Annotated in this window: 19 protein-coding genes and 3 pseudogenes; 9 read left to right on the forward strand and 13 right to left on the reverse strand. The window is 70.9% G+C overall.

The window, feature by feature from the left end; genetic code table 11:
• Positions 1 to 618, reverse strand: a pseudogene (locus ACVNF4_RS14300) (heavy metal transporter); the annotation flags it as partial.
• A 107-nt stretch (positions 619 to 725) separates the two neighbouring features.
• Between ACVNF4_RS14300 and ACVNF4_RS14305 the strand changes: the two are divergent.
• Complete coding sequence (locus tag ACVNF4_RS14305; protein ID WP_461803165.1) at positions 726 to 2,144, forward strand: FtsW/RodA/SpoVE family cell cycle protein; 1,419 nt, start codon at positions 726 to 728, stop codon at positions 2,142 to 2,144.
• Here the strand turns inward: ACVNF4_RS14305 and ACVNF4_RS14310 are convergent.
• On the reverse strand, positions 2,110 to 3,582 hold the full coding sequence (locus ACVNF4_RS14310) for a glycosyltransferase family 39 protein (RefSeq protein ID WP_461803166.1): 1,473 nt from the start codon (positions 3,580 to 3,582) through the stop codon (positions 2,110 to 2,112). The genes ACVNF4_RS14305 and ACVNF4_RS14310 overlap by 35 nt on opposite strands.
• 128 nt (positions 3,583 to 3,710) lie before the next feature.
• On the opposite strand from ACVNF4_RS14310, the gene ACVNF4_RS14315 reads away from it, so the two are divergent.
• Positions 3,711 to 4,391, forward strand: a complete 681-nt coding sequence (locus tag ACVNF4_RS14315; RefSeq protein ID WP_461803167.1) for a response regulator transcription factor — start codon at positions 3,711 to 3,713, stop codon at positions 4,389 to 4,391.
• Entirely contained in the window at positions 4,378 to 5,832 is a 1,455-nt protein-coding gene (locus ACVNF4_RS14320; RefSeq protein WP_461803168.1) for a sensor histidine kinase, read from the forward strand. Before ACVNF4_RS14315 ends, ACVNF4_RS14320 begins: the two co-directional genes overlap by 14 nt.
• Here the strand turns inward: ACVNF4_RS14320 and ACVNF4_RS14325 are convergent.
• Together ACVNF4_RS14325 and ACVNF4_RS14330 are read right to left on the reverse strand one after the other, a co-directional pair.
• Complete coding sequence (locus tag ACVNF4_RS14325; protein WP_461803169.1) at positions 5,818 to 7,476, reverse strand: amidohydrolase; 1,659 nt, start codon at positions 7,474 to 7,476, stop codon at positions 5,818 to 5,820. The two genes, ACVNF4_RS14320 and ACVNF4_RS14325, sit on opposite strands and share 15 nt — an antisense overlap.
• Before the next feature lie 38 nt (positions 7,477 to 7,514).
• Positions 7,515 to 9,029, reverse strand: coding sequence for an APC family permease (locus ACVNF4_RS14330; RefSeq protein ID WP_461803170.1), 1,515 nt, complete (start codon positions 9,027 to 9,029; stop codon positions 7,515 to 7,517).
• A gap of 162 nt (positions 9,030 to 9,191) precedes the next feature.
• Between ACVNF4_RS14330 and ACVNF4_RS14335 the strand changes: the two genes are divergently transcribed.
• Both ACVNF4_RS14335 and ACVNF4_RS14340 read left to right on the forward strand, forming a co-directional pair.
• Positions 9,192 to 9,902, forward strand: coding sequence for a TetR/AcrR family transcriptional regulator (locus ACVNF4_RS14335; RefSeq protein ID WP_461803171.1), 711 nt, complete (start codon positions 9,192 to 9,194; stop codon positions 9,900 to 9,902).
• A 136-nt stretch (positions 9,903 to 10,038) separates the two neighbouring features.
• Positions 10,039 to 10,452 carry an SH3 domain-containing protein gene (locus tag ACVNF4_RS14340; protein WP_461803172.1) on the forward strand — a complete coding sequence of 138 codons (414 nt, stop codon included), beginning with the start codon at positions 10,039 to 10,041 and terminating at the stop codon, positions 10,450 to 10,452.
• A gap of 25 nt (positions 10,453 to 10,477) precedes the next feature.
• Here ACVNF4_RS14340 and ACVNF4_RS14345 read toward each other — a convergent pair whose 3' ends face one another.
• The 7 genes from ACVNF4_RS14345 to ACVNF4_RS14375 form a co-directional block, all read right to left on the reverse strand.
• Complete coding sequence (locus ACVNF4_RS14345; protein WP_461803173.1) at positions 10,478 to 11,563, reverse strand: hypothetical protein; 1,086 nt, start codon at positions 11,561 to 11,563, stop codon at positions 10,478 to 10,480.
• A gap of 67 nt (positions 11,564 to 11,630) precedes the next feature.
• Positions 11,631 to 12,203, reverse strand: a complete 573-nt coding sequence (locus ACVNF4_RS14350; RefSeq protein WP_461803174.1) for a MarR family winged helix-turn-helix transcriptional regulator — start codon at positions 12,201 to 12,203, stop codon at positions 11,631 to 11,633.
• Positions 12,204 to 12,456: 253 nt separating this feature from the next.
• Positions 12,457 to 14,892 (reverse strand): carbohydrate binding domain-containing protein, encoded by a 2,436-nt coding sequence (locus tag ACVNF4_RS14355; protein ID WP_461803175.1) that lies wholly within the window; start codon positions 14,890 to 14,892, stop codon positions 12,457 to 12,459.
• Positions 14,893 to 14,962: 70 nt separating this feature from the next.
• A complete protein-coding gene (locus ACVNF4_RS14360) occupies positions 14,963 to 15,814 on the reverse strand; it encodes a glycoside hydrolase family 43 protein (RefSeq protein ID WP_461803176.1) in 852 nt (283 codons plus the stop codon).
• 96 nt (positions 15,815 to 15,910) lie between these two features.
• Positions 15,911 to 16,759 carry a carbohydrate ABC transporter permease gene (locus tag ACVNF4_RS14365; RefSeq protein ID WP_461803177.1) on the reverse strand — a complete coding sequence of 283 codons (849 nt, stop codon included), beginning with the start codon at positions 16,757 to 16,759 and terminating at the stop codon, positions 15,911 to 15,913.
• 12 nt (positions 16,760 to 16,771) lie between these two features.
• Positions 16,772 to 17,644 (reverse strand): carbohydrate ABC transporter permease, encoded by an 873-nt coding sequence (locus tag ACVNF4_RS14370; RefSeq protein WP_461803178.1) that lies wholly within the window; start codon positions 17,642 to 17,644, stop codon positions 16,772 to 16,774.
• A gap of 81 nt (positions 17,645 to 17,725) precedes the next feature.
• Positions 17,726 to 18,997 (reverse strand): ABC transporter substrate-binding protein, encoded by a 1,272-nt coding sequence (locus ACVNF4_RS14375; protein ID WP_461803179.1) that lies wholly within the window; start codon positions 18,995 to 18,997, stop codon positions 17,726 to 17,728.
• 272 nt (positions 18,998 to 19,269) lie between these two features.
• Between ACVNF4_RS14375 and ACVNF4_RS14380 the strand changes: the two genes are divergently transcribed.
• From ACVNF4_RS14380 to ACVNF4_RS14395, 4 genes and pseudogenes are all read left to right on the forward strand, one after another.
• Entirely contained in the window at positions 19,270 to 20,280 is a 1,011-nt protein-coding gene (locus ACVNF4_RS14380) for a LacI family DNA-binding transcriptional regulator (protein WP_461803180.1), read from the forward strand.
• Positions 20,281 to 20,395: 115 nt separating this feature from the next.
• Positions 20,396 to 21,028 (forward strand): RNA polymerase sigma factor, encoded by a 633-nt coding sequence (locus ACVNF4_RS14385; RefSeq protein ID WP_461803181.1) that lies wholly within the window; start codon positions 20,396 to 20,398, stop codon positions 21,026 to 21,028.
• Positions 21,025 to 22,065 carry a CU044_5270 family protein gene (locus tag ACVNF4_RS14390; RefSeq protein WP_461803182.1) on the forward strand — a complete coding sequence of 347 codons (1,041 nt, stop codon included), beginning with the start codon at positions 21,025 to 21,027 and terminating at the stop codon, positions 22,063 to 22,065. The genes ACVNF4_RS14385 and ACVNF4_RS14390 overlap by 4 nt, the downstream gene beginning before the upstream one ends.
• 85 nt (positions 22,066 to 22,150) lie before the next feature.
• Positions 22,151 to 23,032 (forward strand): annotated as a pseudogene (locus ACVNF4_RS14395) (SCO6745 family protein).
• Positions 23,033 to 23,104: 72 nt separating this feature from the next.
• On the opposite strand, the gene ACVNF4_RS14400 reads toward ACVNF4_RS14395, so the two are convergent.
• Complete coding sequence (locus tag ACVNF4_RS14400; RefSeq protein ID WP_461803183.1) at positions 23,105 to 23,881, reverse strand: DUF4184 family protein; 777 nt, start codon at positions 23,879 to 23,881, stop codon at positions 23,105 to 23,107.
• Positions 23,882 to 24,403: 522 nt separating this feature from the next.
• A pseudogene (locus tag ACVNF4_RS14405) lies at positions 24,404 to 25,083 on the reverse strand (hypothetical protein); the annotation flags it as partial.

A 25,083-nucleotide genomic window follows, 5' to 3' on the forward strand; every position in this document is an offset into this window, starting at 1 on the left:
GCCGTACAGCAGGGCCTTCTTCGCGCGCTGCGGGAGCCCGGCGAAGGGGATGTCGGTGCGGAAGCCCAGGGCGTCGGCCAGGGCGCCGACCAGGCGGCCGAAGTAGTCCTTAGTCGCCGCCATGCCCTCGTGCCGGGCGTACGCCTCCGGATAGCCGCTGCGCTGGACCCGCTGCGCGGCCACGGTGACCGGCAGGCCGAGATAGTCCGGCACCTTGACCAGCGCGTCGAAGAACGTGCCCGACGCGTGGACGGGGTCGAGGATCTGCGCCGAGGTGCCCCAGCCCTGCGAGGGGCGCTGCTGGAAGAGGCCGAGGGAATCGCGGTCCCCGTAGGTGAGGTTGCGCAGCTTGGACTCCTGGATCGCCGTCGCCAGGGCGATGGTCACGGCGCGTTCCGGCAGGCCGCGCGCGTGGGCCACGGCCGCGATGGTCGCCGCGTGGGACGCCTGGTCCAGGTCGAGGGTGGCCGTCGTGCCGTCCGTGCCGCGCGCGGTGCACGTGTCGGACGCCGTCGAGCGGATGAACCGGACGGTGAGATAGCCCGCGAGCACCAGGGCGACGCTCACCCCGGCCACCACCGCCCACACCCGGCGACGCCGTCGTCCTCGAACCGCCACGCAGACCCTCCTCTTACCCGGCTACTTGCGTTATTGCGCAAGTGTATGACTATGTTGGCGGTGCTCCCGAACCCGGGAGCGGCGGTGGACCGGACGAAGGGGGAGGCATGACGAGTCGGCGCGAACCGCCGGTGCGGCCGAGCCGGTTGGGGTACATGGGCGACCGGAACCTGGAGCTGCTCCTGCTCCTCGGCGCCGTCGCCATCTGCGTCTACGGCTACGCGGAGACGGGCCTCGCGGTCCAGGGGACGCTCCCGCCGGACCTGGCGACGACCTGCTCGGCGGCAGCGGCACTGGCCCTGCTGTGCCATCTCGCCGTACGGCGGTTCGCGCGGCACGCCGATCCGCTGATCCTGCCGCTGGCCACCCTGCTCAGCGGACTCGGGCTCGTCCTCATCCACCGCCTCGACCTCGCCTACGGGTCCCACTACAAGCACGCGGCACCCGCCGCATCCGGCCAGTTGGTGTGGTGCGGCGTCGCCGCGGTCGTGTTCGTCGGGGCGGTGGGCCTGCTGAAGGACCACCGCAGGCTCCAGCGCTACCCGTACCTCACGATCGCCGTCGGACTGGTCCTGCTGATGGCGCCGGCCTTCTACCCCGGAGACGTCTACGGCGCCAAGCGGTGGATCTTCATCGGGCCGCTGTCCTTCCAGCCCGGCGAGTTCGTGAAGATCGTCATCGTGGTGTTCTTCGCCGGGTACCTGACGCTCCGCCGGGACGCCCTCGCGCTCGCCGGGCGGCGGGTGATGGGCCTCTACCTCCCGCGCGGGCGGCAGTTCGGGCCCGTCGCGGCGGTGTGGCTGCTGAGCCTGCTCGTCCTGGTCTTCGAGCGGGACCTCGGTACCTCGCTGATCTTCTTCGGGCTGTTCGTCGTCATGCTGTACATCGCGACCGAGCGCACCAGCTGGGTCGTGTTCGGCGTCGTGATGTTCGCCGTCGGCGCGTTCGTCGTCGGCTCCTTCGAACCGCACGTGCACGGCCGGGTCGTCGCCTGGCTCCACCCGATGGACATCTTCCTGCCGCCCGACCAGCGGCCACCGGGCCTGATCTCCGACCAGGCCGCCCAGGCGCTGTTCAGCTTCGGTTCGGGAGGCGTTTTCGGCAGCGGCCTCGGCCAGGGCCACCCCGAGCTGATCGGCTTCGCCGGGCGCAGCGACTTCATCCTCACCACGGTCGGCGAGGAACTCGGCCTCGCGGGTGTCATGGTCGTCGTCCTCCTCTACACCCTGCTCGCCGAACGCGGACTACGCACGGCCCTCGTGGTCACCGACCCGTTCGGCAAGCTGCTCGCCGGCGGGCTCGCCACCGCGCTGGTGCTCCAGGTGTTCGTGGTGTGCGGCGGTGTCACCGGACTGATCCCCCTCACCGGCAAGGCCCTGCCCTTCCTCGCCCAGGGCGGCTCGTCCATGGTCGCCAACTGGCTCCTGGTCGCCGTCCTCCTCAAGGTCAGCGACACGGCCCGCCGCCCGCCACCGGCTCCGGCCGAGGAGTTCAGCGCCGCAGAGACGCAGGTCGTACGGGTGTGAACCGGTCGCGGACGTAGACGGTGACGTACGCCCCGTTGACCCGTGTCGTCGCCCCCGCGCGGAAAGAGTGCCGCAGGGTGTTCTCCTTCGCCCGGTACCGAGGGTCGGCCGTCGGCCGCGCGCTCGCCCCCTGGACCACGACGATCCGGTCGAACTCCAGCATGCGCGCGGGGATGTCCCGGGCGGGGAACTCGACGCCGGCGAGGGTATTCGACGAGACGGGGTCCTCGGCCAGGGCGAGATCGGCCAGGAGACGGGTGTCGTCGGGATCCGCCAGGGTGAAGGTCCGGTGGTGGCCGTTGAGGTACAGCAGACCGTCGCCGGGACGGGCCGCCGCGCGTACGGCGGCGCCGATGGCGGTGGAGTCGGTGGTGCGGCTCTCAGGCGTGCGCAGCGACAGGCTCGGCGGGACGAACACGGCCAGGATCGCGACCGCCGCGATCCAGGTGAGGCGCGTGGACAGCCACCGCCGCTGGAGGCGGTCCAGCCAGACGCCCAGCAGCAGAGCGATCCCGATGTTGCTGTAGAGCACGTACCGGTCGACGAACAGGGGCCTGACCAGTGAGGCGACCAGCAGCAGGAGACCCGGCAGCACGAGAAGCGGCACAGCCAGCGCGACGAGCCGGGCGGGCACCTTGACCCCGAGGACGCACCCCACGCCGATCACCACCGTCACCAGCAGGTAGTTCAGCCGCACGGGCCCGTCGATCCAGGCCACCTGCCCCGACTGCCCCGCACTGACGACCGCCAGCGGCAGCAACCCGGCCACCACACCCCCGGCCACCACACCCCACGCCCGCAGCACCGGCCGCGGCACACGCCAGACGACCAGGGTGACGCCGTGCGCGAGCAGGGCGAGGACCGCGAACTCGTGGAGCAGACAGGCCGCCAGCATGGCGGCGCCGTAGACCGCCCACCGCCACCGGGAGCGCTGCGCGACGCCCGCCACGAGCGCGTACGTGGCCCACGCGACCAGCGCGCAGACCATCGCGTACGAGCGGCCCTCCTGCGCGTACCGCTGCACCTGGGGAAGCAGCGCGAACACCGCCCCGGCCACCAGCCCGGCACGCGGTCCCGCCAGCCGCAGCCCCAGCAGCCCGACCCCGCCCGCCGCCGCGGCCGTCGCCAGCACCGACGGCAGCCGCAACGTCACCAGCCCGTCGCCGAAGACACCGAAGAGCACGTGCATCACCGCGTAGTAGAGGCTGTGCACCAGATCGGCCTGCTGAGCGGTCAGCCAGATCTGCGAGAGGTCGCGGTGCGCGATCTCGTAGGTGACGGCCTCGTCCCACCACAGGGAGTTCTCCCTGCGGATGCCCCACAGCCCCAGAACGAGCGTCAGCAGCACGGGCGCGAGGAGGACGACGGCTCTGTCCGGTCCCGGTGGCGGCATACGGGTGGGCGCGGACGTCGAGGGGGCGCGTTCGTCAACGGACATCAGCGGCAGGGCCTTTCAGCGGCGGCGAGAAAGTTCCGCCAGCGTGCCGGGGCCCTGTTGACCGGATGCTGATCGAACCTGACCGGACGATCAGGAAGCCTGCCCGGCGCTGTGCGAAGCTGCACCGCATGCGCATCCTGGTCGTGGAGGACGAAGTTGACCTCGCCCATACCCTGCACACCGGCCTCACCGCCGAGGGCTACAGCGTCGACCTCGCCCACGACGGACGGCAGGGCCTGTGGATGGCCCGCACCGGCGAATACGCCCTCGTCGTCCTCGACTTGATGCTGCCCGGCCTCAACGGCTACAAGGTCTGCGCCGAACTCCGCCGGGAGGGCAACACGACGCCCATCCTGGTCCTCACGGCCAAGGACGGGGACTGGGACCAGGCCGAGGCGCTGGACACGGGCGCCGACGACTATCTCGCGAAGCCGTTCTCGTACATGGTCCTCGTCGCCCGGCTGCGGGCCCTGATCCGGCGCGGAGCCGCCGTCGCCCCGCCCGTACTCGCCGTAGGAGACCTTTCGTTGGACGTCGCCGCCCGCGTCTGCCGCAGGGCGGGGGCCAAAGTGGAGCTCACCCCACGAGAGTTCGCCGTCCTGGAACTGCTCGCCCGCCGCGCCGGCCAGGCGGTCTCCAAAGCGGACCTGCTGTATCACGCCTGGCCCGACGAGGCATGGGATCCCAACCTGGTGGAGGCGAGGGTGAGCGCGCTGCGCAAGAAGGTGGATGCACCGTTCGAGAGGCAGTCGCTTCAGACCGTGCGGGGTACCGGGTACCGATTGGTGGACGACCGTGAACGCGACTGAGCGGCGGTGGCGGTGGTGGCCGCGTTCGATTCGGGTCCGTGCGGCCCTGACCGCTTTCTCGGCCGTCGCCGTCATCCTGGCCGTCACCGGCTGGTGGATGCACCGCGACGTCTACGGCGAGGGCACGCGGATCGCCGAGAAGCATGCCGAGAAGCAGCTCTGGACTCTCTACGACCAGATGAAGGAGGGGTACCTTCCCGTTCGCAACAGCCCCGTTCCGTACGAGGTCGTGGCGGCCGGACGGAACTCCGCCGTCGCATACGGCGGAGGCATGGAGGCACTCCGCCCCGGCACCCGCCATGTGCTGCCCGTTCCACCCGACTACAGGGGACCCGGGCTCACCACCCTTCCCCTCTACATCCCGGCGGGCGAGTACTCCGAGAGCGCACCCGACCTGGCCGGCAAGACCCATATGGTCATGTACACCGACATCAGCGCCGAGGAACTGCCCAGCCAGAAGGCCGCCGCCTTCGGCATCGCCGCCGACGCCAAGATGCGGATCTATGTGGTGGTCCTCCCGAACACGGCCGAGTCGATCACCGAGACCACCGACCTCCTGCTGTTGTGGGCCGGCCTCCTCACCCTCCTCCTCGTCACCGCCATCACCTACCTTGCCGTCCGCATCGCCCTGCGCCCCGTCGAAGCCATCCGCGTCCTCACCGCCTCGGTCACCGCGAGCGACGAACGCGTCACCGTCCCCGCGACAGGGCGTGAGATCACCGCCCTCGCCACCACCATCAACAGCACCCTGCAACGCCTCGACAACGCAGCCGTCCAGCAACGCCGTTTCGTCGCCGACGCCGCTCACGAACTCCGCAGCCCCCTCACGACTCTCCTGGCCAGCCTCGAAGTCGCGCTCGCCTACCCGGACCGCACCGACTGGCCCGCCACCGCCACCACGGCGGCCCGCCAGACCCGGCGCCTCCAGGCCCTCGCCGAGGACCTGCTGCTCCTGGCCCGCCTCGACACCAGGGCTCCCGCGTCGGACGCCGAGCCCGTCGACCTGAGCGCCCTCGCCTCCCGGCTGACGGACCAGTACCTGCTCGCGGAAAGGCCGTTGACCCTCACCTGTGACAGCGCCGAACCCGCCTTCGTGCAGGGCGACCCCGGCGAGTACGAACGGCTGCTGCGCAACCTCGTCGACAACGCCGCCCGGCACGCCGCGCACCGCATCCAGATCACCGTCCGCGCCGAGGCCGACCGGGTCGTCCTCACCGTCCACGACGACGGCCCCGGCATACCCCCCGAGGACGCCGAGCGTGTCTTCGAACGGTTCGTGCGGCTGGACGACGCCCGCTCGCGTGACCAGGGCGGTGCGGGCCTGGGTCTCGCCATCGCCCGTGACCTGGCGCAACGCCACGGAGGCACCCTCACCCTCACCCCCCGGACGCTGGGCGCCTGCTTCGAACTGCGCCTGCCCCGAGCCTCAGGCGTCGGGTGACGCGTACACCCGGACCCCTCCGGCGAACGTCTGCCGCACCCGCGTCGCCGCGATCTCCTCGGGCGCCCCGGCGAACGGGTCCCGGTCGAGGACGACGAGGTCGGCCGCCTTGCCCGGGGTGATCGTGCCGGAGACAGCGTCGAGACGGTTCACGTAGGCGCTGCCCGCCGTGTACGCGGCGACGGCGGCCGTGAGGGAGAGGCGCTGGGCGGGGAGGAAGACGGGGGTGCCCGAAGGGGCGTCGGGGGCGGTGCGGTTGACGGCGACGTGCAGGGCCTGGAGGGGGTCGGGGGAGGAGACGGGCCAGTCGCTGCCGGCGGCCAGGATCGCGCCGGAGTGCAGGAGGTCGGCGAAGGGGTACTGGCGGGCGCCGCGTTCGGGGCCGAGGAGGGGCAACGTCAGCTCGTCCATCTGCGGTTCGTGGGCGGCCCACAGCATCTGGAGGTTGGCGGCGGCGCCGAGCGCGGAAAAGCGCGGGACGTCGTCCGGGTGGACGATCTGGAGGTGGGCCAGATGGTGCCGGGTGTCCCGGCGACCGTTCGCGGTCCGGGCCGCCTCCACCGCGTCCAGCGCCTCGCGCACCGCGCGGTCGCCCAGCGCGTGGAAGTGGACCTGGAAGTCGAGGGCGTCGAGTTCGGTGACGTACTTCCGCAGGTCGCCCGGGTCCACGAAACTGAGGCCCGCCGTGGCGGACGCGCAGCCGCAGGAGGTGACGTAGGGGGCGAGGAGGGCGGCCGTGCGGTTCTCCGCGATGCCGTCCTGCATGATCTTCACGGTGCCCGCACGGAACCGGTCCGTCGTCAACTCCCGCCGCCGCTCGACCAGTTCACCGATCTGCTCGGCGCCCCGCTCCCGGTCCCACCACAGCGCCCCCACCACCCGCGCCGTCAGCAGCCCCTGCTCCTGCGCCGCCCGGTAGACGGGCGCCGGATCCGTCATGTTCGCGTACGCCCCCACGATCGCGTCCTGCCACGCCGTCACCCCGTAGGAGTGCAGCACCGCCTGGGCCCGCAACAGCCCCGCCAGCCGTTCGGCAGGGGTGGGCTCCGGGAGGAGCCGCCCGACCAGATGGACGGCGCCCTCCTGGAGCATGCCGGTGGGCCGCCCCCGCTCGTCCCGCTCGATCCGGCCGTCCACTGGGTCCGGGGTGTCCGCCGTGATCCCCGCGAGCTGGAGCGCCCGGCTGTTGACCCACGCCCCGTGATGGTCGCGGTTGGGCAGGAACACGGGCCGGTCGGGGACGACCATGTCGAGCGCGTCGGCAGTGGGGGAGCCCCCGGGGAACGCCTCCAGGGACCAGCCGCCCCCGGTGATCCACTCGACGTCCGGGTGGTCCTCCGCGTACGCCCTGACCCGGCGCAGGTACTCCGCCGGGTCCGTGGTGTCCGCGAGGTGACACTGGCCCAGCTCCATACCCGCGCCCAGCGGATGGACGTGGGCGTCCTGGAAGCCGGGCAGCAGCAGTCTCCCGGCGAGGTCGACGACCTCGGTGCGGGGGCCGACGAGCGCGTGCACCTCGTCGTGGCCCACCGCGACGATCCGCCCGGCCCGCACCGCCACGGCCGTGGCGTGGGGGCGCGCGGGGTCGACGGTGTGGACGGGGCCGCCGGTGAGGACGAGATCGGCGGAGGACTGCTGCTGCATGGGACGAACTCCTCGTGGTGATGAGAGGGGGAAAAGGGTCAGGCGGGCGTCTTGTCCATCGGCAGGGCGATCGCCTCCGCGTCGGTGCCCCGGCCCGTCGTGAAGTAGGGGGAGCGCCGGCCGTACTTGGCGACCGCCGCCATCACCAGTCCCGACACCACGATCAGCGCGGGCAGCGAGAACATGAACCACCCATTGTTCGGACTCAGTTCGAAGTGATCGCTCATCGTCAGGTACGAGTAGCCGAGGTAACAGCCGAGCCCCAGCAGCACGAGCCCCGACACGGCCGGGACCCCCACCGAGAGCACGCCCGTGCGCCAGCCCTCGCGGCGGGCGTCCGGAGCGAAACGCACCGCGCAGGCGATCGAGGTCAGGCCGTAGTACAGGGCCACGACGAGCCCGATGGAGTTGACGGCCGCCAGCAGCATGTCGCTCAGCTTCGGGATGGCGACGGCCAGCAGGGCGATCACCGAGGAGAGGGCCAGGATGACGGCCGTCCCGGCGGCGGGGGTGCCGTAGCGGGGGTGGACCCGGTTCCACAGCGGGCCCATCGTGCGGTCGCGGCCCATCGCGAGCAGGCCGCGCGCCGTGGGGATGAGGGTGGCCTGCACCGAGGCCGCCGCCGAGAACATCAGGGCGATCAGGGGGAGCGTCGCCCAGGGCTCCGAGGCGAGCTTCTGGCCCAGATAAGGGAGGGCCTGCGGGCCGTTCTTGATGAGTTCGGCGAGGCTCATCTCCCTCTGGAAGGCCACCGACGCGAACAGGAACAGGCCGAGCATCGCGAACAGGGCGATCAGACCGCTGCGGGAGGAGTCCTCGGGCCGTTTCGTCTCCTCGGTGACGCTGAACGCCGAGTCCCAGCCCCAGAAGAAGAACACCGCGAGGACCAGGCCCTTCGCGAAGGCGGTGCCGTCGGAGATCGCGAACGGGTTGAACCAGGACCAGGAGAAGGCGTGGTCACCGGTGACCATGGCCCAGGTGCAGAACCCCAGCAGCACCGCGTACTCGAACACCAGCAGCGCGAACTGGAAGCGGGTCGCCGCGCGGATCCCCGTCACCGCGAGGGCCGCGAGACCCACCAGGATCGTCAGACCCACGGCCGTCGTGATCCCCGTGGACGTCGGGTCGAGGGCGACCCCGGCGACCGTCCGCAGGCCCGCCTTGCCCGCGAACGTCAGGACGACCGAACCCATGATCGCGCTGGTGTAGGCGCAGAAGACGACCGACCCGACCACGGTCACCCAGCCGGTCAGAAACCCCGGCCAGGGGCCCAGCGACCGGCCGACCCACACGTATCCGTTGCCGCAGTTGGGCTCCGAACGGTTCAGGCGGGTGTACGCGGTGGCGATGCCGAGCACCGGCAGGAACGCGAGGATCAGCAGCGCCGGCGCGTGCAGGCCGACGACCGCGGCGATCGCGCCCATCCCGATGGCGATGCTCGTGGTCGCGGCGGTGCTGGAGGCGGCGACGGCCACGCCGTCCACGACACCGAGGGAACGGCGCAGGACGGCGGGCTCCGCCGGAGCGGAGGACTGCGGGAACGCGGGTGACATGGAAAGGCTCCTCACGAAAGGAGACGGGGGGAAGAGCCGCGCGGGACTGTGATGGAACACCTGGCGCTCATCTTGCGTCAATGCTGTTGACGTAAGACGGCCGGGGCGTCTTTACTCGCCGGTGCCGACGGGACGTCCGCCGGATTCGGAGGGGAGCAGCCGATGACCGGCCGGGTACCGCAGGAACGCAGACGCCGACGGCCCACCCGCTCCGGCGTCCTGCTGTCCAAGGAGTTGATCGTGGACACCGCGCTGCGCCTCGTCGGCGAGCACGGCGCCGACGCCCTCAGCGTCCGCCGCCTCGGCACCGCCCTCGGCTGCGACCACACCGCCCTCTACCGCTACTTCCACGGCACGGACGACCTCCTGCTCGCCGTCTCCGACCGGATCATCGGCGACGCCATGGCCGGCTTCGTCCCCGGCGACGACTGGGTGGCCTCCCTGCGCGAGATGGCCCTGCGCGTACGCGGCGGATACCTCGCCCACCCGCGCGCGGCGGCGTTCGCCGCGTACCGGGTGACCCGCCTGGAGAACGAGATGCGCGCCGTCGAAACCGGCATCGCCCTACTCCTGACGGCCGGTTTCGCCCCCGCCGACGCCGCCCGCCTCTACCTCACCTTCATCGACACCGTCCTCGGCCACGCCGCCATGGACGCCGCCGTCCTCACCCTCCCACCCGACCGCCGCGCCGCCGACCGCCGAGCCTGGCTCAACACCTACCAACACCTCGACGCAACCGCCTTCCCCGCCCTCACCGCCGTCCGCGACGAACTCCACCACATGAGCCACAGCTCCTTCGAGGAGGCCGTGGACCTGCTGCTGGAAACCCTGGCGAACCGCGCCGCGCGCCAACTGCCTGAAGGGCAGGGCTAGTCGGGCCTGCGCCACCGGCGACGGATCGTCAAGCAACCGGCCACTCCGAGTCAACGACTCGGCATGCCTGTGCTTGGCAGTCTCGTATCCGACAGCACACAGGGCTGATGAATCAGCCGATGAGACAGGAGGACGGATGAACAGGGTTCGACGAATCGGTATGGCCGTCGCGGCGACAGCTCTGGCGACGAGCGGAATCGTGGCGGCAGCCCCGGCGGCCGTGGCCGACAAGGTCCCGAGCTGCACGACCTACGCTGCGAAGGAGACCTTGAGCATCCGCAGCCAGCCGTCGACGAAGGGCAAGGTGCTCGGCACCCTGGCCAAGGGCAAGACGGTCTGCGGATTCAAGGTCAATGGCGGCAGCTACACGGCCTGCGGTAAACGGTCGTCCAGCTGGATCAGGTTCGGCGTCAAGATAAACGAATATGTCGCCGCAACGTGCATGAAGCCGGGGAAGACGCCTCCCGGAGCCCTGCTCGACAACCACGTCACCCTCACGCCTCAGGGCGACAGCTATGGCACCGTCGTCCCCCTCGGGGGCGTCGCCTGACTCCGCCGACGCCGCACGTGCCCTGCTACCCGGCCGTCACCGTCACGTACGCCGTCCTCTTCACCCGCCCGTGGTGCGCGACGACCGTCACCGGGTAGCGGCCCGGCTTGAGGCCGGGGCGGATGGTGGCCTCGCCGTTGAAGCGGGGGTCGTCGCCGTCGGCGCCCTTGGTGATGTCGTGCGGGAGACGGAGGACGCCGGTGAACGCCGGGGAGGTGGCGGTCAGGGTGTTCTCCTCGCCCGGGTCCGGGTAGAGGTCGTGCCACATGACACCGACCTTGTGCCCGGCCCTGACCTTGAACGGCGGGGCGTCCTTCCACCAACTGCGGCCGGGATCGTAGAGGTCCGGCCCGCTGGGGCTGCCCAGGTAGTCCCGGTCGCCCGGCTTCGACGCACGGACCTTCAGACTCTTCTCGGCGATGCGCCGACCGCCGGGACCGCACAGGGTGAAGGTGTACGTGCCGTCCGCCAGATCGGCCTTGAGCTGCGGGGAGGCCGAGAACGCGCGCGGGTTGTAGTAGTCGTAGACGTCGTTGTGGACGAGACGCACGGGCTTCGCCAGCGCGGCGGAGCGGACGGTGAAGTCGGTGTCCTTCTCGCCGGGGTACAGGTCGTCGAACTCGAACGACACGCTCTCGCCGGGGCGGGTGACGTCCGAGGCGGACAGCGTGAAGGAGGGCCGCTGGGACGGCAGGACCTTGACGGTGTCGTGGACGATGACGCGGTCGCGGACCGTGAGGGTCAGCGGATACGACCCGGGCCGGGTCGTCATCGGCACCGTGACGAGCGCCCAGTAGTTGTCGCTGTCCCACTTCAGCCGCACCGGCCCGTCGAACGCCGCCGACCGGACGACCACCGCGTCACCGCCCTGTGCGTGGTCGACCCAGTAGAGGATCATCTGGATCAGCTTCCCGGGGCGGGCGTCGTCCCTGCCGTTGAGGTCCAGCGAGGGCTTCTGCGCCGGCGTCGCCGGGGCGGAGCTCGCGGACTCGCGCGTCGTGTGCGCGGACACCCGCGGACCCGGCGCCGTCTCGGCCTTGTCCGCCGTGCCGGCGCACCCGCACAGCACAAGACCGGCCGCCGTGACGGCCACGGCCCTGGACCAGTTCATCGTTCCCCCCGTAGGTAGGTCACCTGTGTAGAGGGGGAAACGGCGGTTTTGGTTACGCCCGCACGGGTCAGCGTTTGGCACGGCGTCCGCTGCGCCGGGGAGCCGGCTCCGCGCCGTCGAGGAGATCGAGGCGGCGCTGCTCGCCCCGGGTCTCGACCTGGACGACGATGCGGCGCAGCGCGTCGGCCGTCGCGACGCACTCCTCGGTGGTGAGGGGGGCCGCGACGAACGCCTCCTCGGCGTTGAAGTCCGGGAACAGGCCCCGCATCAGCGTCTCGCCGTCCGGCGTGAGCGCGAGCAGCACCCGCCGGCCGTCGCTGGGATGCTCGGTGCGGCGCACCAGACCCCGGGACTCCAGCGTGCGGGCGACACCGGTGAGGGTGCCCTTGGAGATACCGGCCTCCTCGGCGACGTGCCGCGTCTCCAGCTCGCCCTGGATCCACACCACCCACAGCACGACGAACCCGGTCCAGGTGAGGTCCGCGCCGCGCAGCACGGAGTTCTCGACGTGCTGGCGGACGGCCGCCGCCGCGCGGTGGATGTTGGCGACGACCGCCATCTGCTCGTGCCGTATCGGGGTGTCACCCAGCTTGGCGGCGACCAGTTTCTCGGTGTCGACGATCGAGCGATGCCCGGCCACGGCGTTCCTTCCCTGGGCGACAGAAACGTTTCGAAGCGAAAACGTTCGGGGTCAAAATGTAGATCCAGTCTACCCACCCCGGCCCGGACGGATGCCTGGCCCCGCCCCCCTCACCGCGCGGCCGGCCGCAGTGACCTGGAAGGACTTGGGGAGCCCGTCCCGGGCGGCGACGAGTCCGCCGCCCGGCTGAGAAGGCGCCGACCACGAGGACGGCCCGGCGGCGGCGGGCCGGAGTGACCCGCCGCCGAGGCGATCAGGGAAGCCTGACCAGGGTGTAGTCGTCGCAGTACCCGGCCGACGACCCGGTGTTCTTGTAGCAGTACACGCCCGCCGAAGTGGCCGACGCACCCGTGGTGAAGAACAGCGGCTGCTGCGCGTAGGCCGTCCCGGACGACCGCAGGAACGTCTCCGTCCCGCCGAAGTCCTTCACCCCGACGGCCACTTCCTCACCGCCGGTCGCGACCTTCGCCCACCCGGTCACCAGGTAGGTCCCGGCGGACGACAGCCCGCTCACCGTCTGGATCGCCCCGCTCCCGGCCGGCGCCGTCTGGAGGGCGTTCGTCCCGGTGCGGGCGTTGGACGCCACCACGCTCGACGCCGTGGCCGTGCTCTGCGCCCACGGGCTCAACGCACCCGTCTCGAACCCCGGGTTGGCGACGGCGTTGGCCCCCGGAGACAGCGCCTCCACCGCGAGGTCGTCGCAGTAACCCGCCCCGCTCCCGCCCGCGTTCTTCCAGCAGTACACGGTGGCCGAGGTGCTCGACGCACCGGTCGTGAACAGGATCGCCGCCTGCCGGTACGACGTCGTCGCGACGTTGGCGAACGACTCCGTGCCGCCGAAGTCCTTCACCCCGATCGCGAGGGTCTCACCGGAGGTGGCGACCTTGCCCCAACCGGTCAGCAGATACGTGGTGTTGGGGCTCAGCCCGGACAGCGCCTGATTGACACCGCCACCGCTCGCCGCCGTCGTGAGCGCGGAGGCGCCGGTGCGGGCGTTCGCCGAGGTGACCGTCGAGACGTTGCCGCTCGCCTGCGTCCACGGGCTCAGCGCACCCGTCTCGAAGCCCGCGTTGGCCAGCAGGTTGCCGCCGGTGCCGTTGTAGGCGCCGATGTTGGGCGCGGCCGTCGCGGAGACGGCGTTGCCGTAGGCGTCCTTGCCGCCGTTGGACGCGATGACCGCACCCGCCCGGATCACCGGGGAGGACGGGTGGACCTGGTAGGAGTTCAGGCCGGTACCGGGGTTGCGGAACTCGGGGTCGGCCGTCACCTTCGCCGCGTCGGCGGGCTCGGAGGACGGGTGGGTGCCGTAGAAGAGGTTGTTGGAGTAGGACGACGCACCCGTGGTGGAGAAGTAGCCGCCGGTGCCGTAGTTGAAGACCGCGTTGTTCTTGAAGGACAGCGACCCGGAGATGCTGGAGCCCGCGCGGGAGTACAGGATCGGCGTGTTCAGGCCGCTCTTGTTGACGTACAGCGTGTTGTTGTAGATCAGCGGGACCGCACCCGAACTCCCGCTTCTGTTCGGTACTCCGCCGACGAAGTGGAAGACACCGGTGCCGTGCGTCGGCGTGCCTGCGGCCGGGCAGCCCGCGTTGGAGCCGTCGTTCTCACTGACGTTGTAGCGGATCACCGTCCCGTCGCTCGGCACCGTCGACGTCGGCTCGTTGCCGATGCTGAACGGCGGCATCACCAGCATGAAGCCACCCAGGTTCTGGTGGCTGTAGTTGTACTGGAACGTGGTGTTGTGGTTGCCCCAGTCGACGTCGTACCCGGTGCCGTCCGCGCCGTTGACGTGGCAGTACACCTCGTTGTTCTGGACGACCGTGTTGGAGCTGCCCGACATCCAGATGCCGGCCGACGCCCCGTTGCAGTACTGCCCCGACGGCGGACAGGTGGCCTTCGCACCGCCGTAGCCCGCCTTGTTGCCGTCGATGAGCGCGCCGTCGTTCTTCACGACGAGGACGTCGTCGGCACCGTCGTAGGTCATCGTGTTGCCGCGGATGACGGTACCCGTGGTGAGCCCGGTGCCCTGGCCGTCGCCGTCGGGCGTGACGGCGACGGCTATCCGGTCGACGTGGTCGAAGGTGTTGTTCTCCACCACGACGTCGTCCCACGTGGAGACCGGCGTGGTGTGGTTGGTCTGGACGCCGACGCCCGCGTTGGTGGCGTACCAGCCGCCCGGCCAGCCGCTGATGTTGTGGATGAACATGTCGTGCACGCGGATGTGGTGCAGGACTCCGCCGGAGGCGTTCTCGGCGAGGACGCCGGAGCGGTAGGCGGGGGAGGTGGCGGAGTTGACGAGTTCGAGGCCGCCGATGTCCCAGTACTGCTGGTTCATCAGGTGGATGACGGCGCCGGTGGCGCCCTGCGCGTTGATGACGGGCTTGGCGCCGGTGCCGAAGGCGCCGATGGAGACGGGGCTGCCGGAGGCACCCGAACCCTGCGGGCTGAGCTGGCCGTTGCAGGTGGTGCCGGCGGCGAACAGGATGCTGTCGCCCGCGTTGAAGGTGGTGTTGTTGACGTTGGTGACGGTGTTCCAGGGGCTGGCCTGGGTGCCGTTGCCGTTGCTCGCGGCCGAGCAGTTCACGTAGAAGGTGGTGCCCGCCGCGAGCGCGGTGTGGGCCGGGACGAGGAGTGCTCCCGCCATGGTGGCGAGGAGGGCCAGAACGCGTGCCGTTCTGCGACGCTTCATCGCGACGCTCCTTGCTGGGTGATCGAATTCCCCGCGCCACGGGTCGCGGCGCGGGATTCCGTGGGCGCGGTTACCGCGCGGTGAGCGAGTGCAGGTCGGACGTCTCCAGGACGGACGCGTGCCGCATGCCGCGCGGCAGCCCCAGGGAGACCGGCTCCCACCGCGTGCCGTCCGTGCTGCGCGCCGCCCCGTACCGACCTTCGAGGAAGTGGTCGAAGATCATGATCCAGTCGCCGCCCCGCCGGAACAGCGACGGACCCTCCACCACGGACGGCGAGACCGGGCCCCGGGAGGGGGCGAACGGCCCGCCGGGGACCTCGAACGTGGTGAGGTGGATGTCCTTGTGGGCGGTCGCGAGGTCGTTGTCCCCGCGCTCGTCCTTGTACGCCATGAGGAAACCCCCGCCGTCCGCCTCACGCACCGTCGCGTCGATCACGGAGTGCCCCGGGTCGAAGAACAGGGCGGACGCCGAGAACGTCCGGAAGTCCTTTGTGGCGCAGTGCCAGATCCGGTGGTCCTGCGACACGTGCTCGTAGTCCACCGCCGAGGCGCCCGGCGCCACGACCGACGACCACACCAGGTGGTAGAGCCCGGAACTGCGGTCGAGGAAGAACTCCGGCGCCCACGCGTTCTGCGCGCCGTCCACCTCGGCCATCACCGGGATCAGCCGCTGCTCCGACCAGGTGACGAGGTCCGGCGAGGTGGCGTGCACGATGTTCGGGCTCGTCCAGCCGTCGGTGGCCAGCAGGTGGAACAGCCCGTCGGGTCCTGCGCCGATGAACGGGTCGCGCAGCCGGCCGGTGCCGACCGTGCCCCGCAGGACGGGCCGGCCGCCGTCGACCGCCGTGAACTCCTCGCCGTCGAGGCTGTAGGCCAGATGCAGCGCCTCGTCGGCGTCGGTGAAGTAGGAGACGACGTACATCGGTGGGGGGTCCTTCCAGGACGGGGCGTCAGGGCGCGACGGGACGGCCGGACGGCGCGGTGCGCGGTCGGCGGGGAGATGCGGGGGAGGGGAGCGTCAGGACTTGACGGCGCCCGCGGACATGCCGGCGACGACGTGACGCTGGAGGAAGATGAAGATCAGCAGCAGCGGCGCCACCCCGAGCAGCGCGGCCGGGAACAGGGTCGTCGGCTGCACGGTGTGCGGGTCGATGAACGAGTACGCGTTCACCATGACGGTGCGCTTGTCCGGGTCCTGGAGGAAGACCAGCGGGACCAGCAGGTCGTTCCACACCTGGAGCGAGACGAACGTCAGCAGCGTGCTGGTGATCGGCCGCAGCAGCGGCAGGATGATCGTGAAGAAGGTGCGCAGCGCACCGCAGCCGTCCAGCGCGGCGGCCTCCTCCAGATCCGCCGGGATCGAGCGGATGAAGCTGGTGTAGAAGAACACCGCGACCGGCAGGAACATCGCCGTGTAGACGAGGACGACACCCGCGTAGCTGTCCAGCAGGTTCATGTCCCGCATCAGCAGGTACAGGGGAGCGGCGACGACGAACACCGGCACCGACGTGCCGAGGATGAACAGCCGGTACACCCACGCCGACCAGCCGCGCGTGATCCGCGCCAGCGGATAGGCCGCCAGCGAGCCGATCACGGTGACGCTCAGACAGGAAAGCCCGGTGATGAGCAGGGTGTTGAGGGCGCTGCGGCCGTAGTGGATCTGGCTGAACGCGTCGGAGAAGTTCTTCAGGGTGAAGGAGTGGGGGATGCCGAGCGGCTCCCGCGCCACGTCCGCCGCCGTCCGCAGGGAGGTGACGATCGTGAACAGGAACGGCAGGACGAACACCAGCACGCCGAGGCAGAGCAGAATCGTCCCTGCTGTGGAGAGGGTCCGGCGCCAGGGGCTGGAGAGGGAGGTGGAGGTCATGGGTGCCGCCCGTCAGATTCGTCGCTCGCGCAGGCGGAGCAGTGCGGAGGTGGCGCTGGACAGGACGACCACGGTCACCAGGAGGAGTACGGAGATCGCGATGCCGAGGGCGAACTTCCCGCCGCCGAACACGTTCCGGTAGACGAGGGTCGTCAGCGTCTCGGTGGAGCCCGCCGGGCCGCCGTTGGTCAGGACGAGCGGGAACTCGAAGACCTTGAGGGAGCCGATGAGGCTCAGCGTCACGTTCACCGTCAGCGCGGGCGCCAGCATCGGCCACTCCACGCTGCGGAACCTGCGCCAGCCGCCCGCGCCGTCCACCGCCGCCGCGTCGAGGAGTTCGGGGGGAACGCTCATGTACCCGGCGAGGAAGATCGCACAGGAGTAGCCGGCGAACATCCAGATGTTGACGGCGGCCACCGCGTACAGGGCCGTCGAGGGGTCACCCAGCCAGACGTGCTCCAGCGAGCCGAGGCCGAGCAGCCGCAGCATCGCGTTGATGCCGCCGTCCGGCGCGAACAGGTACGACCAGATGAACGCGGCCATCACCGGGGAGACCAGCGACGGCGTCAGCAGCACCACGCTGAGCGCCTTCCTGACCTTCGGCCGGCGGAACAGCATGCTCGCGAACAGCAGGCCGAGCCCGTTCTGGGCGACGACCACGACCGCCGCGTACAGCACGGTGTGCCACAGGGCGGCGGTGACGGCCGGGTCGTCGGCCATCGCCTGGTACTGCTCGGCGCCGACGAAGTGGGCGATCGGGCCGCCGAGGCTGTCGGTCATGCTCAGGTAGACGCCGCGGGCCAGCGGGTACAGCGTGAACGTGCCGTACACGGCGATCGCCGGCAGCAGGAAGGCGGCCATGGTGGCACGCCGTCGATGGAACACGGGGATTCTCCTCATTTCCCGCGGCGGCCGGGGCGGGCGCGGTCGACGACCGCGGGCCGCGCCCCGGCAGGCCGCCCGGGGCTACTTGGCGGACGCCGCGGCCTGGATGTCCTTCAGCGTCTGGTCGACGGACGCCTTGCCCAGCAGGTACGCCTGGATCTTCGAGCCGATCTCGGTCTCGGCCGCCGCGCCGTACCACGAGTTGGACGGCAGGATGCGGTAGCGGCCGTCCTTGAACGCCGTGGTGAACGCGGTCGTCTCGGGGGCCTCCGGCGTCGTCCCGCCGGTGAACGGCGACTCGGCGTGCTCGGCCTGGAGGTACTTCGCGAGGTTCGCGCTCTGCGACCAGAAGTCGACGTAGGCGCGGGCCGCGTCGGCGTGCCGGGACTGGGAGTTGACGCCCCACATCGTCCCGGAGAACAGCATGCCGTTCGGCTTCGTGCCCGCCGCGCCGCCCGGCCAGGGGGCGAACGACACGGGGAAACCGGCCTTCGCGATGTTGGAGACCTGCCAGGCGCCCTGGTACCAGAACGCGCTCTTGCCGGCCGAGAAGTCCTGCGGGCCCTGCGCCCACTCGTCGACGCCCAACTCGGTCTTCCAGTCGACGTACCCCGCGCTCTCCAGGGCCTTCAGCTGGTCCAGCGGCTCCTTCCAGTCCGGGGCGAAGGACGCCTTGCCGCCGGTGAAGTCCGCGTCCCACTGCTTGTTCTTCTGGTAGACGGTGGTCGAGCCGCTCGCCTGGAACACCGAACTGCCCGTCCAGGCGGCCTTGTCGGGCAGGGAGATCGGGTCGATGCCCGCCTTCTTCAGCTTGCCGAGGTCGGCGAGGAACGTCGGCCAGTCGGCGGGGGCCTCGGAGATCCCGGCCTTCTTCAGCAGGTTCATGTTGGCGTACAGGCCGATGCCGATCAGCTCCATCGGCATCGCGTACGTCTTGCCGTCGGCTTGCGCGAAGGGCTTCGCGTCGGGGGCGATCCGGCCCGACCAGGACTCCTTGGAGAGGTCGGCGAGGTAGCCGGAGGCGGCCCACTTCTTCATCTTGTCGGTGTCGACCATGATGACGTCGCCGGCCTTGCCGCCGAGCAGCTCGGGCTGGAGCTTCTGCGTGTAGGTGTCGTTCGCGGTGATGTACTCGAAGTCGACCTTGATCTTCGGGTGGGCCTGCTCGAACGCCTTGTTGATCTCGGCGACGTTCGCGGGCTCCGCGCCGCCGCCCTTCCACGCCTCCACGTGCAGGGTCACGGTGCCGTCCGCGGCGGTGTCGTCCCCGCCGTCCCCGCCGCACGCCGCCAGCGACATGGCGAGCGCGGCGACCGTGGTGGCGACCGCGACGTATCTCCCAGAATGCTTCATTGCATACCTCACCCATCGTCGGCGCGCACCGACTTGTCATGTCTGAAGTGATTAGGGGTGGTTGACCGAGTTGCGGCGTGTTACTCGCCGATGGACGGGGACTGTAACGCAAAACTTACGCGACATCTATACGTAACTTTCTGTGGCCGAAGTGTCCCTCTCTGGATGCTGTGTACCGCTTACGCACAAGGGATTCCGCTGGTGTCGGCCGCGCCTTATCGTTACAGTTTCCCGAGAGTTGACACGCGGCCGGACCGGACGAAGGAGTGGACGTGGCAGGGCGGGTGACCATCGCGCGGGTGGCCGAGGAGGCCGGTGTCTCGGCGATGACCGTGTCCAACGTCGTCAACGGCAGGCCGGGGGCCTCGGAGGAGACCAGACGCCGGGTCATGGAGGTCGCCGACCGGCTCGGCTACCGGCCCAACGTCTCCGCCCGCAACCTCAAGGCCGGGCGCAGCGGGCTCATTGGGCTCGTCGCCCTCGACCTCACGAGCCAGTACGGGCTGGAGATCCTGCGCGGCGTCGCCGACGAACTCGCCGACGCGGAACAGGAGTTGCTCGTCAACGCCTCGTACCACGACGCGGTGCGGGAGAAGGACCGCATCGAGTTCCTCGGGCGCGGCCTCGTCGACGGCATCCTCCTCATCGCCCCCGTCCTCGAAGGGGAGACGGTCGACCTGCTGCGCCGCCAGCGCGTCCCCTGCGTGATCATCGACCCCCGCCGGATGGACGTCCCCCTGCCCCGCCTCACCGTGGACAACTACCACGGCATGCGCGCCGGCACCCAGCACCTCATCGACCTCGGCCACACCCGCATCGCCTACCTGCGCGGCGACGAGGACCTGGAGAGCACCACCGTCCGCTTCCAGGGCTACGCGGACGCGATGCGCCTGGCGGGCCTGGAGGTCGACGAACACCTCGTCGCGGCCTGCGACTTCACCTACGCCTGCGGATTCCGCACCACCACCCGCCTCATCACCGACCACGCCCCCACCGCGATCGTCGCCGGCGCCGACCTCCTCGCCCTCGGCGCCATCGACGCGGCCCGCGCCCTCGGCCTCGACGTCCCCTCCGCCTTCTCCGTGGTCGGCTTCGACGACCTCCCCCAGGCCTCCCAGAACTTCCCCGGCCTCACCACCGTCCGCCAGCCCCTCCACGACATGGGCCAGAAGGCCGCCCGCGCCCTCCTCACCCTCATCGACGGCCAGAAACTCCTCATGGAGCACATGGAGGTCGGCACGGAACTCGTCCTGCGCAACTCGACGGCGGCGGCGCCGAGGTAGGGGCGGGTGATCCCGGGGCGTGACAGGGATACGCATCCTTGAGCGCGTAAACAGCCCGATGTGGCGTGTGTCACGTTCCGGGAACCGACTCGGGTCGGCCGGACAGTCCGATGGTATGGAGATGAGTGTGCGCGCCCGGATACGGGCAGGAGATCCCGATACGTTCGGGTCTCTCTTCGACGACTGTGCGCGGGCGGTGTACAACCATGCCTTCCGGCTGACCGGCGACTGGTCGACGGCCGAGGACGTGCTGTCCTTGACCTTCCTGGAGGCCTGGCGGCTGCGGGAGTCGGTGGATCTGGACGGCGGTTCGCTGCGGCCGTGGCTGCTGGGCATCGCGACCAACACCGCGAGGAACACCCGCCGTGCGGCCCGCCGGCACGAGGCGGCAGTCAGCCGCTTGCCGCGTGAGGAGGTGTTCCCGGACTTCGCCGAGGACCTGGTCGGACGCATCGACGACGCGGGCCAGGTCGCGGTGCTACAGGCGGCGCTGTCCCGATTACGCCGCTCGGAGCGGGAGGTGCTCGCGCTGTGCATATGGTCCCAACTGGACTACGCGGCGGCGGCCGAGGCGCTGGGCATCCCGGTGGGCACCGTCCGCTCCCGCCTCTCCCGCGCGCGCAAGAAGCTCCAGAAGTTCGCCGGCGCGGCGGTTCCGCCGGGAAACGGGAACTCGGATCCGGGCCGCGGACAGGTAGAAGGTGGCCGCACTTCTGCGGCCCGGCCGACTCAGGAGGAGACCCGATGAGCCGTAAGCCGTCCCGGCCCAGTGAGGCCGAGCGCGCGGAGATGGCCCGGCTGCTGCCGGTCCCGGCTGACCGGGACCTGCTTCCAGGCCGTCAGCGCCTTCTCAAGGACTACCTGATGACCGAGATCCAGCAGGACACCGCAGCCCCTTCCCCCTCCCGTCGCCCCCGGCGGCGCCTGGCCCTCGTCGCCGTCCCTCTGGCGGCCGGTGCGGTGGCGGTGGCGGTGGCCATCGGTGGGCTGCCCGGCCAGGAGAACACACCTGCCGCCGGCCGTGAAACCGGCTCTTCCGGCCCCGCTGCGCCCACGTCGGGCGAGGCAGTGCAGCTGCTGAACCGGATCGCCACCGTCGCGGCGGGCAAGCCCATCTCCACGGTCCGCGACGACCAGTACGTCTACATCAAGTCTTTGGAGACGTACGTGACCACCTCGGACGACGATCCCGTCGGCGCCCACAGCACCCCGGAAAAGCCCCACATGCGAGAGGTCTGGCTGTCGGTGGACGGCTCCCGCCCCGGACTGCTGCGAGGGAACGGCCTTCTCCCCGGCACCAACCCCACCCTGGATCCCGACCCCAACCCCAAGCTGAACAGCCCGACCTACCGCTACCTGGAATCCCTGCCCACCGACCCCGATCTGCTGCTGAAGAAGATCTACGAGGAAACCAAGGGCCACGGTCCCAGCCCCGACGAGGAGGCGTTCGTCACCATCGGCGACGCACTGGGCGAGCAGATGGCCCCGCCGAAAGTCAGCGCCGCCCTCTACCAGGCCGCCGCGCGGATTCCCGGCGTGACCGTCGTCAAGGACGCGGTCGACGCTGTGGGCCGTCATGGCGTCGCCGTGGCTTTCCTGGGGGCCGGCAACATACGCACCGAATGGATCTTCGACAAGAAGACCCTGGTCATGCTGGGCGAGCGCAGTGTGACGATCAAGAACGTTCCCGGGGACAAGGCCGGAGAGATGGACGGCGCCACCGCCATCCTGGAGCGCGCGATCGTCGACGAGGTCGGCCAGGCCCCGGCCACTGCTGCCAACTGAACCGTCCGGGTCCGGGGCCGGCCGGCTTGCCGGTCCCGGACCCGCTGGGGTTCCGCGCACCGCCTGTGGCTGGTGCGTGAAACGGATGCGGCCCCGACGCCATCAGCGTCTCCCCGCCGGCTCGCACGTCCGCCACTGCCACAACGCCGTCAACCCCCTCCACGCATCCGTGTACTTCGCGCCGGAACCGCAGGACGAACTCGTGGCACTCGGGCTGGAGCGCGGAGCCATGGTCTACCTCGCGAGCCGCGCGGCACCGCTCGGGGCCGTCGACGCGGGCACGGTCACAGCGACGTTCTACAACTTCAACCACGAGCATGTGCGGCGGCACATCCCCTCCGCATGGACCATCGCCACACCGGAGGAGGTGCTCACGGCACGGCTGCGCGGCGCGGACCGGACGCTGAGGCGGTTGCTCGGATAGGAGGCCGTCACGTCCGCGGAAATGACCGAGGCGGCCGAACTGGCGCTGCGCGCCACCGAAGCCTGCCGCCGGGAGGTACGGCCGCTGTACGCCGCCAACGCCGGCCTCCCCGTACCCGAGGAACCACACCCGGCCCTGTGGCACGCCGCGACACTGCTTCGCGAACACCGAGGTGACGGTCACGTCGCCGCCCTGGCGATCGCGGGCCTGTCCGGCATCGAGGCGCTGGTCCTGCACAACGCCACCGGCACGGCACCGACGTCGGCACTGTTCATGAGGACGCGCGGATGGTCCGCGCAGCAATGGGACACCGCCCGGGACCAGTTGCGCGAGCGCGGCCTGCTGGACGAGGCGGGCAACCTCACGCAGATCGGCACGGCCCTGCGCGGCGAGACCGAGGTGCTCACCGACCTCCTCGACGCCGCCCCGTACGACCACCTCGGCCCGTCCGCCACCGCACGCCTCACCGAACTGGCCGGCGGCTTCTCCGAAACCCTCAGAGCAGCGGGCGCCTTCCCTGCGGTCCACTTCGGCAAGGTCTGAGGAGCGGGGCCCGGCGCCCGCGCAGTCGCCACGGTCAGGTGATGCTGCGACGGCTGGGCGGGTGCCGGCGAATCACGCGGCGCTCCTCACCCTGGCCCCCCGCCACCCCCACCACCCCACGACATACAGCCCCAGCACCCCGATCAACGCCGCCCCCGCCCCCTTCGCCGCGTCCGACAGCACCCCCTCGATCACGTCCCGCATCGACATCCCGGCCTCCGGCAGCCACCACCACGCGTGGACGACGGCCCCGACAGCCGTGACCCCGGCGACGGCGAACAGAGCGCCGCGACGCCCCCCGCTGATGCCGATGGCGGGGAACGCCGCACGCCTGCGCCACACGTGCACCCCGATCGCGGCCAGCCCCCCGACCGTGCTCACGTGCTGGAGGGCCCGCGCCCAGGTGAGGCCGCCAAGCAGGGGGGAGGTGAGCCAGGGGACGTGGGTGACGACGAAGCCGTCGTGGTGGGTGAAGGAGTCCCAGGCCAGGTGGGTGGCGATGCCGATCAGGGCGGAGAGGACGATCCATGCGGCTCGGCGTGCCGTCCGTTCCCCAGGTGAGGGGGCGGGCAGGGGGAGCAGGGACGCCAGTGGGCGGTGGGCGGCCCTCGCCAGGAGGCACAGGGCGAGTGTGTACGGCAGGGAGACGGTGACGGCGCCCGGGACGCCGTGCGTGGTCGTGGCGTTGAGGAACGGCTCGTACCAGGACCCCGCGCTGAGCGGCAGGCCCAGGACGCCGACGAAGTACGGCATGTCCGGGGCGACGGCACCGGCGACCAGGGCGACCCGGTCGAACGGGGGCCGCAGCAGGGGGAGTACGGCGGCGGGGTGGGACAGCGTGAAGGGCATGGGCATCCTCTCGGCGGACCCGGTAGTCCGTCGAACGGAATGCTACGTCAAACGGACTATGGGGATGGTGTCGGACCGTCGAAGCGTGAGCGCCGGGCTGGCGAGAGGTGAGCGGGGGTACCGCAGAGGTGCGAGCGGCGAGTCGCCGAGGGGTGAGCGCGGTGCCACCGAGGCTTGAGTGCCGGTCCGCCGAGGCGCGAGCGGCGCCCGCCTCACCCCACGTCAAGCTGAAGCGCCCCTCGCCTCGACCCACGTGAATCCCAAACGCGAACCCCGCCCCGCCTCACGTCAGCCCGAGGTGCACCCTTCACCTCGCCCCGCGTCAATCCCAAGCGCGAACCCCGCCCTGACCCACGTCAATCCCGAGCGCGACCCCTCACCCCACTCCACGTCAATTCCGGGCGCGACGCCTCACCCTGCCTCACGTCGATCCGAAGCGCACCCCTCACCCCGCCTCACGTCAACCCGAGGTGCACCCCTCACCCCACTCCACGTCAATCCCGGGCGTGCCCCCACCCCACCTCACGTCAACGTATACGCATGCGCCACCAACAACGGCGACGCCAACGCCATCGCCCCCAGCACCCGCCCCGACCTGTCCCGCAGCGCCAGCAACCCCCCGGCCACCACCAGCACCACCACCGGCCAGCACCCGTAATCCGTACTGACCCACGGCACGACATGCGCGTCGACAGCGGCCCGAGGGACCAGCACCAGCGCGATCACCGCCCCGGCCACCTCGGACCGCCCCGCCGCGAGGCTCTCCGTGCGTCGGTCCGGCGGGCACGCGAGCACGACGGCCGCCGTCAGGAGCGCGGCACCCGGCGTGACGAAGGGGTCGTCGAACACGGGCCCGCTGACCGACAGGCCCGCGCCGAAGGTGAGGAGTCCGACGGCCGTGCAGGGCACCCCGAACCGCCACCGCCCGCTCAACGCCGAGGCCGCTCCGACGAGCACCGCGAGCGACGAGGCGAGCAGGACGCCCTGGATCCCTGAGAGGTCGCCGCGGAGCTGGAGCCAGGCTGGGGTGGGGGAGATGGCGAGGGCGATGTACCAGCGCAGGAGGTGCAGTCCGCAGGACACCGCGGCGGCGGCCAGCGCGAAGGGGTGGGCCAGGGAGAGGAGGCGTGCGGCGGGGGTGGAGGAGCCGAGGCCCGTCCGGGTGCGCGCCGCGTGCGCCGCGAGCGCGGCGGCCTCCCGCA

Source organism: Streptomyces sp. S6, from assembly GCF_054880855.1.